Origin of the sequence: Bacillus sp. NTK074B, from assembly GCF_017303375.1 — a bacterium.
Taxonomy (GTDB): Bacteria; Bacillota; Bacilli; order Bacillales; family Bacillaceae_B; genus Rossellomorea.
In genome coordinates this window covers 255,516-269,771 of sequence record NZ_JAFKOH010000005.1, presented here as the reverse complement: position 1 = coordinate 269,771, position 14,256 = coordinate 255,516, and the positions used below count along the sequence as shown (strand labels likewise).

14 protein-coding genes are annotated in these 14,256 nt (G+C 43.6%); 10 read left to right on the top strand and 4 right to left on the bottom strand.

Features of this window, described 5'->3' with window-relative positions:
• Nucleotides 1-58: 58 nt before the first annotated feature.
• On the bottom strand, nt 59-1,009 hold the full coding sequence (locus JI667_RS10945; protein WP_206852985.1) for an L-lactate dehydrogenase: 951 nt from the start codon (nt 1,007-1,009) through the stop codon (nt 59-61).
• 328 nt (nt 1,010-1,337) lie between these two features.
• Between JI667_RS10945 and JI667_RS10940 the strand changes: the two genes are divergently transcribed.
• From JI667_RS10940 to JI667_RS10930, 3 genes are all read left to right on the top strand, one after another.
• Nucleotides 1,338-1,874: a GNAT family N-acetyltransferase gene (locus JI667_RS10940; RefSeq protein WP_206852983.1), complete on the top strand. Its 537-nt coding sequence runs from the start codon at nt 1,338-1,340 to the stop codon at nt 1,872-1,874.
• A 16-nt stretch (nt 1,875-1,890) separates the two neighbouring features.
• The gene (locus JI667_RS10935; RefSeq protein ID WP_206852982.1) at nt 1,891-2,376 is read left to right on the top strand and encodes a tetratricopeptide repeat protein; all 486 of its coding nucleotides are present in this window, start codon (nt 1,891-1,893) and stop codon (nt 2,374-2,376) included.
• A 63-nt stretch (nt 2,377-2,439) separates the two neighbouring features.
• Nucleotides 2,440-3,000 (top strand): histidine phosphatase family protein, encoded by a 561-nt coding sequence (locus JI667_RS10930; protein ID WP_206853130.1) that lies wholly within the window; start codon nt 2,440-2,442, stop codon nt 2,998-3,000.
• Nucleotides 3,001-3,046: 46 nt separating this feature from the next.
• On the opposite strand, the gene JI667_RS10925 is transcribed toward JI667_RS10930, so the two are convergent.
• The gene (locus JI667_RS10925) at nt 3,047-4,348 is read right to left on the bottom strand and encodes an NCS2 family permease (RefSeq protein ID WP_206852981.1); all 1,302 of its coding nucleotides are present in this window, start codon (nt 4,346-4,348) and stop codon (nt 3,047-3,049) included.
• A gap of 244 nt (nt 4,349-4,592) precedes the next feature.
• Between JI667_RS10925 and JI667_RS10920 the strand changes: the two genes are divergently transcribed.
• From JI667_RS10920 to cydC, 3 genes are all read left to right on the top strand, one after another.
• The gene (locus JI667_RS10920; protein ID WP_206852980.1) at nt 4,593-6,236 is read left to right on the top strand and encodes a M20/M25/M40 family metallo-hydrolase; all 1,644 of its coding nucleotides are present in this window, start codon (nt 4,593-4,595) and stop codon (nt 6,234-6,236) included.
• Between the two features lie 295 nt (nt 6,237-6,531).
• Nucleotides 6,532-8,262: a thiol reductant ABC exporter subunit CydD gene (gene cydD / locus JI667_RS10915; RefSeq protein WP_206852972.1), complete on the top strand. Its 1,731-nt coding sequence runs from the start codon at nt 6,532-6,534 to the stop codon at nt 8,260-8,262.
• Nucleotides 8,263-9,981, top strand: a complete 1,719-nt coding sequence (cydC, locus tag JI667_RS10910; RefSeq protein ID WP_206852965.1) for a thiol reductant ABC exporter subunit CydC — start codon at nt 8,263-8,265, stop codon at nt 9,979-9,981.
• 47 nt (nt 9,982-10,028) lie between these two features.
• Here cydC and JI667_RS10905 read toward each other — a convergent pair whose 3' ends face one another.
• Complete coding sequence (locus tag JI667_RS10905) at nt 10,029-10,646, bottom strand: nitroreductase family protein (RefSeq protein WP_206853127.1); 618 nt, start codon at nt 10,644-10,646, stop codon at nt 10,029-10,031.
• A gap of 143 nt (nt 10,647-10,789) precedes the next feature.
• On the opposite strand from JI667_RS10905, the gene JI667_RS10900 reads away from it, so the two are divergent.
• Entirely contained in the window at nt 10,790-11,098 is a 309-nt protein-coding gene (locus JI667_RS10900; protein ID WP_206852963.1) for a winged helix-turn-helix transcriptional regulator, read from the top strand.
• 33 nt (nt 11,099-11,131) lie between these two features.
• Here JI667_RS10900 and JI667_RS10895 read toward each other — a convergent pair whose 3' ends face one another.
• A complete protein-coding gene (locus tag JI667_RS10895; RefSeq protein WP_206852962.1) occupies nt 11,132-11,272 on the bottom strand; it encodes a hypothetical protein in 141 nt (46 codons plus the stop codon).
• Nucleotides 11,273-11,411: 139 nt separating this feature from the next.
• Between JI667_RS10895 and JI667_RS10890 the strand changes: the two genes are divergently transcribed.
• From JI667_RS10890 to JI667_RS10880, 3 genes are all read left to right on the top strand, one after another.
• On the top strand, nt 11,412-12,371 hold the full coding sequence (locus JI667_RS10890) for a LacI family DNA-binding transcriptional regulator (RefSeq protein WP_206852961.1): 960 nt from the start codon (nt 11,412-11,414) through the stop codon (nt 12,369-12,371).
• A gap of 205 nt (nt 12,372-12,576) precedes the next feature.
• Nucleotides 12,577-13,041 (top strand): large conductance mechanosensitive channel protein MscL, encoded by a 465-nt coding sequence (gene mscL / locus JI667_RS10885; protein ID WP_206852959.1) that lies wholly within the window; start codon nt 12,577-12,579, stop codon nt 13,039-13,041.
• Between the two features lie 94 nt (nt 13,042-13,135).
• Entirely contained in the window at nt 13,136-14,068 is a 933-nt protein-coding gene (locus JI667_RS10880; protein ID WP_206852957.1) for an ATP-grasp domain-containing protein, read from the top strand.
• Nucleotides 14,069-14,256 lie beyond the last annotated feature (188 nt).

The following is a 14,256-nucleotide window of genomic DNA, read 5'->3' as shown; positions in this document are numbered from 1 at the left end:
TATATTATGAGGAGGAGGTATGGGCGTGCGTGTCTGATTCATATAGGCAGGGTGTGGATCAGGAGTCGACCGCTTTTTTCATAACGTTCTTTAACGTTTCTGCTGAATGGGTGAATTGAGCTTTTTCTTTTTCGTTCAAGGGAAGTTCGACGACTTTACGGATCCCCTCCCGATTAATGATCGCAGGAACACCTATGAAAATATCCTCATGATCGTACTCTCCTTCGAGTAGTGCTGATACGGTAAGGATGCTGTTTTCATTATTAAAGATCGCTTTAGTGATCCGGGCAAGCCCCATGGCGATGCCATAATAGGTAGCCCCTTTTCGTTCAATGATATGGTAGGCCGCGTCCCTGACATTCACAAAGATGTCATCGAGTTCTTGTTGGACAGTCTCCTGATTCATATCAATCAATTCACTTAACTGGCTTGCGCCTACGGTTGTATGACTCCATACGGGGAATTCCGTGTCACCGTGTTCTCCCATGATATAGGCATGGATGTTTCGTGTGTCAATATCAAAGTGCTCTCCCACTAAGTAGCGGAGTCTCGCGGTATCAAGGATTGTCCCGGATCCGATCACCCTTTCTTTCGGCAACCCGGAAAACTTCCATGTGGCGTACGTCAAGATGTCTACAGGGTTAGTCGCCACCAGGAAAATCCCGTCGAAACCACTATTCATGACAGAGTCTACAATGTTTTTAAAGATCTTTATATTCTTTTCTACAAGGTCCAGACGGGTTTCACCGGGCTGCTGGTTTGCCCCGGCAGTGATGACGACCAAATCAGCATCTTTGCAATCACTGTAATCCCCGGCTGAAATCTTCATAGGAGAAGCAAAAGCAAGACCGTGATTTAAATCCCGTGCATCCCCGTCGGCCTTCTCTTTATTCAAATCGATCATGACGAGCTCGTGGGCAATTCCCTGGTTAAGAAGAGAGAAGGCATAGCTTGAGCCAACAAAACCTGTACCGATTAAAGCCACTTTATTAGTGCATTTAATTGTCATACGTCATCACCTATCCATTAATTATTTTGTCTTATCCGGAAAGAATTCACCTGCCGGATAAAAGATGAACCTAAAGCTATAGTAGCATTTATATTGTGAAATACTTCACAATTTGATCATAACATGATCCTCATAAATATTCTATTCCTAAATGGATCTTATCACACATTGATGTGAAATAATTCACAAATATGACATATGGAGAGGGACGGACCTTGATTCCTAGGACCTGGTCCTAGGAATCAAGGTCCGTCCCTCTCAAAAAGAAGGGTTTTTTCTTGTTGGTGATGAATGTATAGGGGATAGGTGTGTGAATGGAGGTGTGTGTATGAATGTGATAAGTGGGGCTTTTCATGTACGGCCGTTGGAAGATAAGGATAAGTACACGCTTTCGAGGTGGTTATCGAATCCGCAGGTGTTGGAATTTTATGAAGGCAGGGACCGTTCTTTCACTGTACAGTTGGTGGAGGAGAAATTCTTTTCAGAAAGGGGTGTCGTGAGCTGTCTTGTTGAGTATGAAGGGATTGAAGTCGGTTATCTTCAGTATTATCAGCTTGATCATGAGACGATGATCCGCTACGGATATACAAATCTCGATGAAGTGATTTACGGTACAGATCAATTCATTGGTGAACCGGAGTATTGGAACAAGGGAGTCGGAACTCAGCTTATACGTACAGTGGTGGAGTATTTGCTTCAGAAGGAGGGGGTCCACCGCCTGGTGATGGATCCGATGACGTGGAACACGAGAGCTATTCGCTGTTATGAGAAATGTGGATACAGTAAGGCAAGAATTTTACGGGAGCATGAGCTTCATGAAGGGAAATACCATGATGCCTGGTTGATGGAGTTCATTCCCGAGTAAACTGGGAGAGTATGAGATGAAAACATTAATAGAAGAAGCCATCCTCTTAAGAGAGACTGGTAAACACGAAGCTTCCATAGTTAAATGGAAGGAACTGATCAAACAGGAACCTGGATCTGGGTATCTGCATTATCAATGTGCGTGGAGCCATGACGCAATGAGTTCTGAAGAAGAAGCTGTACCTTATTATGAAGAAGCGCTCAGGCTGGGTCTTGATGATGGTCATTTACAAGGAGCATATCTTGGATTAGGAAGTACATATAGGACACTAGGAAACTATGAGGAAAGCAAGAGGATATTGGGGGAAGGAGTCGAAAGATTTCCCGATAATCAAGCTCTGAAGGTGTTTTATTCCATGGTCCTGTACAATTTGAATGAGCACAGCCGGGCCATGGAACTCCTCTTGACATGCATTGGTGAAACGTCAGAGGATTCCGGTATCGCTCCTTATAAGAAGGCGATTCTATTTTATTCCGAGCGTTTGGATAAGGTGTGGAAGTAAGGAGCTGTTCCCATGGACAGCTTTTTATCATGGAGAAAGATAAAGGAGTGAATGAATATGGCCATGACTAAACTGTATCTGGTCCGGCATGCACACTCGATTTATACGCCGGAAGAGTTGACGAGGCCCTTGTCTGAAAGAGGAAAACGGGATGCGTCCTATGTTACGGAACAATTAATGGGGGAAGAAATCGACGTGGTGTGTTCCAGTCCTTACAAGAGAGCGATGGAGACGGTTGAAGGGATAGCACTTTACATCGGTCAAAAGATCAGGGTGGTTGATGAGATGAGAGAACGTACATTAACCGATTTTCCTGTTGAAAACTTTGAGGAAGCCATATCAATGGTATGGGCGGATCCAGAGTTTTCATTGGAGGGGGGAGAGTCAAACCTTACTGCTCAAAATAGGGGCGTACAAGGGATAATGAATATAGTGGAAGAATATAATGGGAAAAACGTAGTCATTGGCACCCATGGCAATATAATGGTTCTGATCATGAATTACTTTGATAAATCGTATGATATTGAGTTCTGGAAGGGTCTTGAGATGCCGGACATATTCTGCCTAACCTTTGAAGATGAATACCTTAGAGATGTATCGAGAATATGGGCACAGCCTGTGTAAAAAAAGACCGTTCACTGTGAACGGTCTTTCAAGTATCAGTATCAACTCAATGAGGAAGGAATGCCAGCTGGTAGAAGAAAAGGACTGCAAAGATATAAACAAGCGGATGTACTTGTCTCCATTGTCCCTTCACTACTTTAAGCAATGGATAAGAAATGAATCCAAGAGCAATTCCTGTCGCGATGCTGGATGTTAAAGGCATACTCAGGATGATCAGGAATGCAGGGAATGCTTCATCCAATTCGTCCCAATTAATTTGGGCAATGCTTCCCATCATCAAACTGCCGACAATGATGAGTGCTGGAGCCGTAATGGCCGAGATTCCCGAAACCGCACTGACGAGTGGTCCAAAGAAGGCTGAAACGATAAACAGAATCGAAACCGTCAAGGTCGTTAATCCCGTTCTACCCCCTGCAGAAACACCAGCTGAAGATTCAATGTATGCGGATGTCGGGCTTGTACCGAACATCGCCCCAATTGTAGTTGCGATGGAATCTGCAAGAAGTGCCTGGCGGGCTCTTGGAAGTGTATTCCCCTTCATGAGGCCGGCCTGCTGGGCGACTCCCACCATCGTTCCCGTTGTGTCAAAGATTGTGACAAGTAAGAAAGAGAAGACTACTGCATATAACCCATATTGAAAGACATCAGCAAAGGCAGAAACTGGATTTGCTACGATCAGTCCTTCAGGTAGATGGGGGATAGCCACAAAGCCTTCTTTAAAGGAGAGGTCCCCTGTGAAGTATGCAATCACTCCAGTGACGATCATTCCGATAAACAGGGCACCATGGACATTCAGGACCATGAGGACCAGGGTCACTGCCAATCCGGTCAGGGCAAGTAGTGCTGAATGGGAATGCAGATCACCCAGTTGCACTAAATTCGTCGGATGCGCCTGTATCAATCCTGTTAGACGCAGACCGATGAAAGCAATGAACAGACCGATTCCTGCCGTAATTCCGTGCTTCAGATTTTGAGGAATGGCTTCAATCAATTTTTTTCGCAAAGGTGTTAAAGAAAGAAGAATGAAGACGATACCGGCCACAAATACCGCAGAGAAAGCAACGATATACGATATATCATCATGTGCACCAACTACCGAGTAAGTGAAATAAGCATTCAATCCCATACCAGGCGCGATGGCGATTGGGTAATTGGCGAACAGTGCCATCCATAGCGTTCCGGCAACAGCAGAAATGATGGTGGCTAAGAATACTTGATCAAACGGGACGCCCGCATCGGATAAAATAATGGGATTGACAATCACAATGTACACCATCGTCAGGAATGTAGTGATTCCTGCCAGTATTTCCGTTTTTGGGTTCGTGCCGTGTTCCTTTAATTTAAACATCGTAAAACCTCCAATAAAAACGAACATTAAAAACACGCAACTTCTATAATATTCGGTAATAGAATGGATTTCAATAGAAAAGGCCGAAAAAATTTTAAGAAAAAATCTTGAAACCCCTTCCAAACCACATTCATTTTCGATAAGATGTTATCAATTATAGAGGAATCAGTTTCTATAATGCCCTTGCACTGATTGATTTACTACCCAATAGCTTATATTTCTCAAAGAAAGGGGCGGTGCTAACATGTATGCTCAACTGAAAAACAAGCCTATTTCTGAACAGATTGAACTCATCACACGATCCCTGGTCGCTATCAGAAGTTATAATGGAACGACAGGGGAAAGTGAAAAAGCCCGGTTTATATATGAGTTAATTTCTTCATTTCCTTATTTCCAGGAACATCCTGAGCAAGTCTGGCTCCAGGAGGTCCCGAATGATTCAATCGGAAGGCAAAATGTATTTGCCCTTGTGAAAGGAAATTCTTCTAAAACGGTATTATTCCATGCTCACTACGATACGGTGGGTACTGATGATTATGGTGCACTTCAGGATATGGCCCATGATCCCGACTTTCTTCAGAAGTTCTTTATGGATTATGAAGGAGAGGAAAAAGTGAAGGAAGATGCACTCTCGGGAAATTGGCTGTTTGGAAGAGGCGCTTTGGATATGCAAAGCGGGATCGCCGTCCACTTAGCCAACCTATTGTTTCACACTGGTGAAAAAGCGCCGGAAGGCAATCTGCTCTTTCTGTTCAATGGAGACGAAGAGAGTGAACATGCCGGAATGATTGCGGCTTTAAGGGACCTTTATCGATTGAAAGAAGAAGGTTTCGACTACTTGGCTGCCATCAATACGGATTTCATCTCGCCTATTTATGACGGAGATTGCAAACGATATATTTACACGGGAGCTGCGGGTAAGCTTCTGCCCAGTTTTTATATATATGGAAGGGAAGCGCATGTTGGTGATGTGCTGACATCAATAGATCCGACCGTGATCGCATCGAAAATCAATCTTGAAATCAACCAAAATCTTGATTATTTGGAGGACATCCCGGGAGAGTTCACCCTTCCTCCATCATGCCTTTATTTCAAAGATGATAAGCATACGTATAATGTTCAGACGCCTCTCAGTGCGTCCCTTTACTTCAACTACTTTGTATATGAAAGAACCGCGAGAGAAGTGCTCTATGATATGAAGAAGGTAGCTTTAAAAGTAGTAAGTGAAATGGAAGAGCGGAGCCAAAAGAAATTTGAACAGTATCGGAAATATCACGGTTTTCCTGAAAGGGAATTTTCGTGGGAAGTTGAAGTCCTGACCTTGAGGGAGTATTTGTTCTGGTTGAAAGAAAGAGGAATCGATCCGGACCCTGTTTTGAAAAAAATCTTTCATGATATGAACGGGGAAGACCGTCGCACGATCGCTTATGCCATGGTGGAAGCCCTTCAGCACTTAGATCCCGACCGGACTCCAAGAGTCATCCTTTTCTTCGCCCCTCCCTTTTTACCCCATAACTTCGTCAATGAAGAAAATGAATACGGTAAAAAGGTGAGAGAGGTACTGGGAACATGCTTGAATGAAATATCAAATGAAACCGGAGAAGAATTTGTTATTAAGCGATTCTTTCCTTATCTTGCAGATGGCAGCTTCCTTTCTCTTCATGAAGAAGATGAGGATATCGAAGTGTTCAAGAAGAATCTGCCTTTGATCGACCAGCTGTATCCGGTACCCATCGACATGATCAGAAAGCTGAATATCCCCTCCATCAACATAGGAGTATACGGGAAAGATGGTCATCAATGGACAGAGAGAGTGTATAAACCATATACGTTCTCAGTTCTCCCGGAGATCATTCAGCGCGTGACGAGGGATTTATTGAAAATATAATGGAACCGAATAAAAGTGGGAGGTGATTCGGATTAGCGATTTGCCTCTTTTTTTTTGAGGGACGGCTAGTAGATTTCTACAATTATTGTCATTCGGATGAAGTCATTATGACACTGATAAAATTGTGAAGGTTACAAAATATTCACCCTTTTTCCATACTTAACGGTAACTTCCCTGGAATTGTCACAAAAAGGTCAATCCTGCATGATGCATGATGGGAGCAAGTTTATTATAATGGAGATATTAATTTGTGAAGTGTTTCACTAACTTTTAACTTTTGGAGTTGAGAGCAACGATGAAAGAGCTTAATCAATTGGCTAAACTGCAAAGATCATCCATGATGTCACTTTATGCGACATCCCTATTGATGGGGGGAGTCGTAGTCGGGCAGGCTTATTTGATCGTTAGCATTGTCAATAAAATGTTTATAGAGGAGCTTGAGTTTCAAGCAACCTTACCGATGCTTGGGGCTTTGTTTCTTATTCTAACGGGAAGAGCTATCCTTTCCTATATCAATGGACGGACAGGAATCAGGATGTCCTCAAAGGTCAGGAGGGATTTAAGGAACAGGCTCTTAATGAAATGGTCTAAAAATCCTCTTCAAGCATCGATTCAGGGCCAATCAGGTCAAAAGGTCAGTACGATGATGGATGCCGTCGATGGGTTGGACGGATATTACAGTCAGTATATACCTCAAAGAATCCAAACGACGATTGTTCCATTGATTCTTCTGATCACGATTTTCACGGAGCATGTTTACACAGGTTTGATCATGGTGGTAACGGCTCCATTCATTCCATTGTTCATGGCGATCATCGGCGTCATGACTAAGAAGAAATCTGAGGAGCAGATGGACAAGTTGACGGCTTTTTCGGGGAAGTTCCTCGATATCCTTCAAGGGTTGGTTACTTTGAAGCTATTGGGGAGGGGTACTCAGCAGAAAGAGGTGATCCGATCGAGCAGTCTGGACTTTAGGGAAGCCACCATGGCCGTACTGAAGACGGCTTTCTTATCATCGTTGATGCTTGAATTCATTTCCATGTTAAGTATCGGCCTGATTGCCCTGGAGGTGGGTCTTAGATTAGTGGTATTTGAAAGCATCTCCTTTTTCACGGCTTTCTTTGTTCTTGTCCTGGCACCTGAATTCTATCTTTCATTAAAAGAGCTCGGTAACGCCTTTCATACCGGACGTGGAAGCATGGGTGCAGCGAAGAAGGTCTTGGAAGAGTTGAAAGAAAAGGATCAACCGGTCAGATGGGGAGAGGAGGGAATCGTACCAAATGGGAAGCCCCCATCAATCGAATTGCGTAATCTTGGATTCTCCTATGACGAAAAAGGATATGCCCTGGATGGGATTATGGCGGTCTTTCCTTCAGGGAGCCATGTGGCTGTAGTGGGTCAAAGTGGTGCGGGAAAGACAACTCTCCTTCATCTGATCACGGGTCTTCTTGAGCCATCTGAAGGAGATCTTCTCGTAAATGGACGCCGGAGAAGTGAATATAGAGAAAAAGACTGGTTTGATCAATTCAGTTACATTTCTCAGAACCCATATATATTCTCAGGGACGATAGCTGAGAATATTGCCATCGGCGGAAGAGATGGGGTTACACGTGAAGAGATTGAATCCGCGGCTGAAAAGGCAGGGATTTCTGAAATGATAGCAGGACTTGAGAAGGGATATGAAACACCCATCGGTGAAGCCGGCAGAGGTCTTTCCGGTGGGGAAAAACAGCGCATTGCCATTGCAAGGGCATTTCTCAAAGGTCCGTCCCTCATCTTGTTTGATGAACCGACAACCGGACTGGATTTGCGGACTGAGCAAATTCTACAGTCCTCGTTGGAGGAATTGTCCAAGGGTTCAACGGTCATTACGGTAGCGCACCGGCTTCATACGATACGGAAAGCGGAACATATATTGTTGTTGGATAAAGGAAAACCAGAGGGGTTCGGGAATCATGCAGAACTCATGAGGTCCGTCCCTCACTATCGTGATATGGTGACGGTACAGCAAGGGGTGAGAGTGTAGATGAAGGAATTAGGGTTTATCGTAAAGTTGATGATGAAGGAAAAAAAGGATATTGTGTATTCCGTACTATTGGGTTTTCTGGCTGGACTTACCTCGGTCGGCCTGTTTGCTTCCAGTGGTTATCTAATCTCTAAAGCGGCTTTGGAGGTCCCTCTTTATGCCTTGACCGTAATGATCGCTCTTTTGAAATTGTTCGGTTTTACAAAGGCATTGACCCGGTATGGGGAACGCTATTTCTCCCACCGGGCTACGTTTACGATTCTTGAGAACTTGAGGGTATCCATCTATGAAAAAATAGAGCCGCTTACACCTGAAATATTCTCCAGATATCGAAGCGGAGATTTACTTTCACGTATCGTAGGGGATGTAGAAAGCCTGCAGAATTTCTTTCTTCGCGTTTTTTACCCACCCATCATACTGGTGATGGTGTTCTTAAGTACCATATTGTTTACAATGTATTATTCGGTGTTCGTTGCTATGATCCTTCTCGGGGGTCTATTATTGACAGGGCTGATTGTACCATCCTTTTTCGCATGGAAACAGAGAAGTATTAAAAGTAACGTCCGTGAAAGGCGGGGGGATTTATCCACAGAGGTGACGGAATTCCTCTACGGTTTCAGGGATTTGAAAATATATCAGAGATTGGAGGGAAAAGAGAGTAATCTCGCCCGGGTCGCTTCCACTTATGTGAACGAGCAAGAACGGGAGAGCATTTTTTCACTTTTTAGCCATTCAATCAACACCCTGATTTCCCTGTTCATCTCATGGACGGTTCTGGCAATAGGGGCTTATTCCGTGGCAGCGGATCAACTGGATGGGATCTTCCTCGCGATGCTCGTCATGATTTCCTTGACTGTATTTGAAAATGCGACACCTATGGCGGTCCTTCCTACGCATTATGAAGATTCGCGCCGAGCTGCAGATCGGCTGTCTGCCATTCATAATGGGGGTGAAATTAAGAGGGACGGACCTTCATCCGGCATACGCCTAGAGGGGGAACCTCCTTCTTTCAGCTTGAAGGATGTGAGCTTTACCTTTCATGGAGAGGAAAGAAAGACATTGGATGGAGTGAGCCTCGACCTGCCGGCAGGCTCGAAAACAGCGATTGTAGGGCCTTCAGGATCAGGGAAGTCAACATTACTTCAATTGTTATTAAACTTTTACTCACCGGATCTGGGTGCCATTTACGTGAATGATGTTTCCTTGAAAGATACTGATCAAGAGTCGTTGTGGGAACATGCTAATGTGGTTCTGCAAGAAAACCATTTCTTCTACGGAACCGTGAAAGATAATCTTATGCTGGTCAGTGACGATCTGACAGACGGCGAATTGGAATCGGTATTACGCATCGTGCAGCTGAATCACTTTTCATTAGAGGATGAGGTATTAGAAAAAGGAGAAAATCTCTCTGGTGGAGAAAGGCAGCGATTAGCGATTGCGAGGGCCCTGCTGAATGGGTCACGGCTTTGGATGCTCGATGAGCCGACATCCTCCGTTGACGCGTTAATGGATATAGAACTCTTTCATCATCTATATACAGTAGCGAAGGATGACACATTGATCCTCATTAGTCATAAGTTGACCGGGCTAGAAGAGATGGACCAGATCATCGTCATGGATTATGGAAGCATTGTGGAATCTGGAAGCTATGAGGAGCTTATGAGGGAAAAAGGGTACTTCTATGAAATGAAGCAGATTGAGCATAGCGTATTGTTTTAGCATATAGAAAAAGCCACATCCGGACAGGATGTGGCTTTACCATGAGTTTATTCAGCCCAATCGATTAAGTTACGGATATCTAAACGATCGGATTTACGTGCTTTTTGAAGAGGTTTTCCGATTGTAATCAACATAATCGGGATATAACGATCAGATACATTGAATTCCGAAACGAGTGCTTCAGGATTAAAGCCACCGATCGGGCAAGTGTCCCAGCCTTTCGCTTTCGCAGCAAGCATGAACTGCATGGCTGCAAGGGAAGCGTTACTGAATGCAGCATCCCGGGGATATTCTTCCCGGCTGTAAGCCCCATCGATTTGTTTTTTCAAAACGTCTTTGATCTCAGCCGTCATTTCTCCTTTTTCTATGGCTGGATCAAAGACAGGGTCGATGTTTTGGTTGGCTTCCAGGTCACCCAGAATGGCTACTACTGCAGAAGCATCCTGTATTTGCTGCTGATGATAAGCTATAGGAAGTAAGCGTTCCTGAACTTCTTTTTGATCAAATACAAGGAACTTCCACTGTTGAAGGTTCCAGGCTGATGGAGCTTTCCCTGCTGTTTCGAGCAGGCTGACTAATTCCTCGCGTGGGATCTCCACCTGAGGGTCGTACACTTTCGTTGAGCGGCGTTCGTCGACGATTTGAAAGAAATTATCCATGATAATGCCTCCTTGATGTTTAAAAAAGTGTTATAATATGGTATATATTTGTATGTTACTTACTTTTTGTAAGTGAATAAGCATTATGAACAATATAACCGACGATGTTTGTTGCGTCAAGGGAAAAAGATGTAGGATGTGTGTATGAAATGGAATCCAAATTATGTCCGAAATATGCCGCTGCCTTCGAGTTACTGGGTAAGCGGTGGATCGGGATGATCATAAAGGTATTATTTGATGGAACGTGCCGTTTTAAAGATATAAATGAAAGAATACCAAATATCAGTCAAAAGGTATTGACGGAAAGATTGAAGGAATTGGAAGAGAATGGAATCGTGTGCCGGGAAGTGCTTGATGAAAAGCCGGTGAAAGTCCTATACAGCTTGACCAATAAAGGAAAAGCATTGGAACCTGTCATGGATGCGGTCCAGGTATGGGCGGTGAAATGGTTGAAATAAAAGCCTGCTTTATTTTTAAGCAGGCATCCTGAGTTAATTCAGGTTCTTGTTGTATATATTTTCTAATGGATCTCCTTGATCATTGGGAGTATGAAAGTGGATCGGCTTTAATGCGGCGTAGCTTCCCCCTATGATGATGATACAAAGAAGGGGTAAATATAGAAAACCGAGCATAAGAATAGCCTCCTTGTCATGTTTTGGGATCTCGATTCAGTAATCGATTCCTTACATGACTAACTGTAAAGTGTGAAACGCGTTTCAGAGCAAGCGTTTTTACATGTTTTTTCACATATAGCTAGTAAGGGGAATGGGTATGACAAATATCAGGAGTATTGCAAAGCTTGCAGGGGTTTCCGTTTCGACGGTATCAAGGGTCTTGAATGACCATCCGTATGTGAAAGAAGAAAAACGACGGAAGGTCCTAGAGGCTGTGGAGAGGTTGAATTATATAAAGAATGCAAATGCCGTCCACTTATCAAAGGGGAAAACCTATAGTATAGGAGTGATCTTACCTTACTTAAATCTTCCTTACTTCGGAGAGATCCTTCAAGGCATCGCAGGGGAAGCGTTAAAACATGGATATCACCTTCAACTCTTCCAGACGAATTATGATAGGGGAGCAGAACTTGAGGCCTTTCATCGCCTGCAGATGAAGGAAGTCGATGGATTGATCCTGACCTCACGTTCCAATTCCCTCGATGTTTTAGCACCGTTCATCAGCCCCAATGTCGTTTTCTGTGAGAATGTATCTGATGCAAGGTATAAAAAGGTGTACATTCATCACTATCATGGAATCAGGAGTGGAGTGGAATATCTCCATTCAAAGGGACATTCCCGGATCGGTCTGTGCCTGCACCGTACGTTTGGAACGAATAGCGAAGAGCGGATCAGGGGTTTCTACGACAGCTCGGAAGCCGCTATCAATCCAGTCTGTGCCGACTGGATCTTCAACGACTGCTATGATCTTCAGGATGGAAGGGATGTCATGGATAAGTGGGAGCGTCTAGAGGATAAGCCCACTGCCCTGATTGTAACGAGCGATCAAGTATCCGCAGGCATGGTGGCTGAAGCGGGGAAAAAGTCCATCAGGATACCGGAGGATCTTGCCATTCTGAGCTTTGATAACCATCCCCTTGCAGATGCACTTAATATCACATCCTTTGAAGTCCCGATACGAAAAGTGGGGGAAGAGGCGTTTAAACTTTTCCTCGAGGAAGAACATCCTGAGCCGGTGATACTTGACACGAAATTATTTGAAAGGGGAACCGTATAAGAGTCACCCATCATGAGAGGAGGCAAAGAACATGTCAGGGGAAAAGGATGAAAAAAAACTCGTCATCTTAATGGGAGTCGTCGCTTTCATTATGTTGGCCGTCATCGTAGGAAAGTATCTTCTATAAAGAATTATCCCCTTGTCTTCATATCTCGCTTTTTCTTCCCATATGTTAGGAGTAATGAAGCGGTAGGTGAGCTTAATTATGTGGGCAGAGTTCAAGCAGTTCATTGCAAGGGGGAATGTGTTCGATTTGGCAGTAGCCGTCATCATTGGATCCGCATTCGGACAAATTGTGGAGTCTCTTGTTCATGACATGATGATGCCTGCGATTGGCATCTTATTTGGCGGGATCAATTTTGAAGGGGTGCATTTTCGTATAGGGGCAGAGGTGATAGAATTGGGGAAATTCCTGGGCTCATTGGTTGATTTCCTTCTTATATCCATGTGTGTGTTTTTAATGATCAAAGTGGTAAACAGGCTTAAAGGCGGAGATCATCCGTATAAGGTGAAACAGACGACCAACCTCGAAGTCCTTCAGGAAATCAGAGACATCCTTAAGGACGATCAACGGAGTACAAAATTAGAGAGGCCGTCAATGGCCCGAGAACTCTTACCAAAAAGCGGGATGAAAATCCAAATGAAGAGAAAGGACCGTAAGCCAAAGTGAATTCCTGATCGTTGACCTAAATCCTACTTTTATAGTAGGATTACTTTGTGTTGTAGACTTATTAAAAATCCTACGAACAAATGGGGTAATGATCGTGAGAAAAATTTATATTATTCATGAAAATCGTGATTGGACCACTCATTTAACAAATCGTCTCGATGAACTTCAATTGCCTTATGAGGAGTGGTTCCTGGATCGCGGTCTCGTCGATTTATCCAAAGAGCCTCCGGAAGGTGTGTTTTATAATCGCATCAGTGCATCTTCCCACACTCGAAATCATCGTTTTGCACCTGAGTTGACCGAGAGCGTTCTTGCTTGGTTAGAGAGACATGGAAAAAAGGTACTGAACGGAAACCGTGCCCTCCGGTTGGAAGTGAGTAAAGTAAATCAGTATATGTCACTCAATGCTGCAGGGATTAAGACGCCCAAGACGATTGCCGCTGTCGGAAAAGAGGAAATAATAGAAGCCGCAGAGAATCTCAATAAGCCTTCTTTCATCACTAAGCATAATCGCGCTGGAAAAGGACTGGGTGTCCAACTGTTTCATTCGGTCGATGCATTAAAAAACTATGTATACAGTGATTCGTTTGAAGAACCGTTGGATGGGACGACGCTCATCCAGGAGTACATTGAAGCTCCCGATGCTTCCATTACACGATGTGAATTCATCGGAGGGAAATTCATGTATGCTGTAAAGGTGGACACATCAAAGGGATTTGAACTATGTCCTGCCGATGTCTGCCAAGTCGATGATTTATTTTGTCCTGGAGGAGAGCAGGGGGAGAAGTCTAAATTCGAAATCCGGGAAAATTTCGCACATGATATCCTATCATCTTATGAATCCTTTTTAGTAGAGAATAGAATTGATATAGCAGGGATTGAATTCATTCAAGACAAAGAAGGAACGGTCTATACGTATGATGTGAACACCAATACCAATTACAATAAAGATGCCGAGGCGAAGTATGGGCAATACGGCATGCTGGAGTTGGCGAAGTACCTTGGTGAACAATTGAAGAATCTGTAAGTGAAATGACTCTCCTGTTCTTTTCAGGGGAGTTCTTTTATGAAATACAGGATAAAAAGATAAGTGTAACGAATATAGTGGCAGTATGATAGAATTTTATAAAGAATACTATATCTGTGAAAGGTCAAAGGGTAAGGATGATTATTTTTAATCAGGATGTTATTAATAATTTCTTTTATATTATTTTA

What these genes read in the sequence shown, in the direction of transcription:
- JI667_RS10940 (WP_206852983.1), top strand. Translation starts at nt 1,338, where the DNA reads ATGAATGTGATAAGTGGGGCTTTTCATGTACGGCCGTTGGAAGATAAG.
- mscL (WP_206852959.1), top strand. Translation starts at nt 12,577, where the DNA reads ATGTGGGCAGAGTTCAAGCAGTTCATTGCAAGGGGGAATGTGTTCGAT.
- JI667_RS10895 (WP_206852962.1), bottom strand. Translation starts at nt 11,272, where the DNA reads ATGCTCGGTTTTCTATATTTACCCCTTCTTTGTATCATCATCATAGGG.
- JI667_RS10890 (WP_206852961.1), top strand. Translation starts at nt 11,412, where the DNA reads ATGACAAATATCAGGAGTATTGCAAAGCTTGCAGGGGTTTCCGTTTCG.
- JI667_RS10925 (WP_206852981.1), bottom strand. Translation starts at nt 4,348, where the DNA reads ATGTTTAAATTAAAGGAACACGGCACGAACCCAAAAACGGAAATACTG.
- cydC (WP_206852965.1), top strand. Translation starts at nt 8,263, where the DNA reads ATGAAGGAATTAGGGTTTATCGTAAAGTTGATGATGAAGGAAAAAAAG.
- cydD (WP_206852972.1), top strand. Translation starts at nt 6,532, where the DNA reads ATGAAAGAGCTTAATCAATTGGCTAAACTGCAAAGATCATCCATGATG.
- JI667_RS10920 (WP_206852980.1), top strand. Translation starts at nt 4,593, where the DNA reads ATGTATGCTCAACTGAAAAACAAGCCTATTTCTGAACAGATTGAACTC.
- JI667_RS10930 (WP_206853130.1), top strand. Translation starts at nt 2,440, where the DNA reads ATGACTAAACTGTATCTGGTCCGGCATGCACACTCGATTTATACGCCG.
- JI667_RS10935 (WP_206852982.1), top strand. Translation starts at nt 1,891, where the DNA reads ATGAAAACATTAATAGAAGAAGCCATCCTCTTAAGAGAGACTGGTAAA.
- JI667_RS10945 (WP_206852985.1), bottom strand. Translation starts at nt 1,009, where the DNA reads ATGACAATTAAATGCACTAATAAAGTGGCTTTAATCGGTACAGGTTTT.
- JI667_RS10900 (WP_206852963.1), top strand. Translation starts at nt 10,790, where the DNA reads ATGGAATCCAAATTATGTCCGAAATATGCCGCTGCCTTCGAGTTACTG.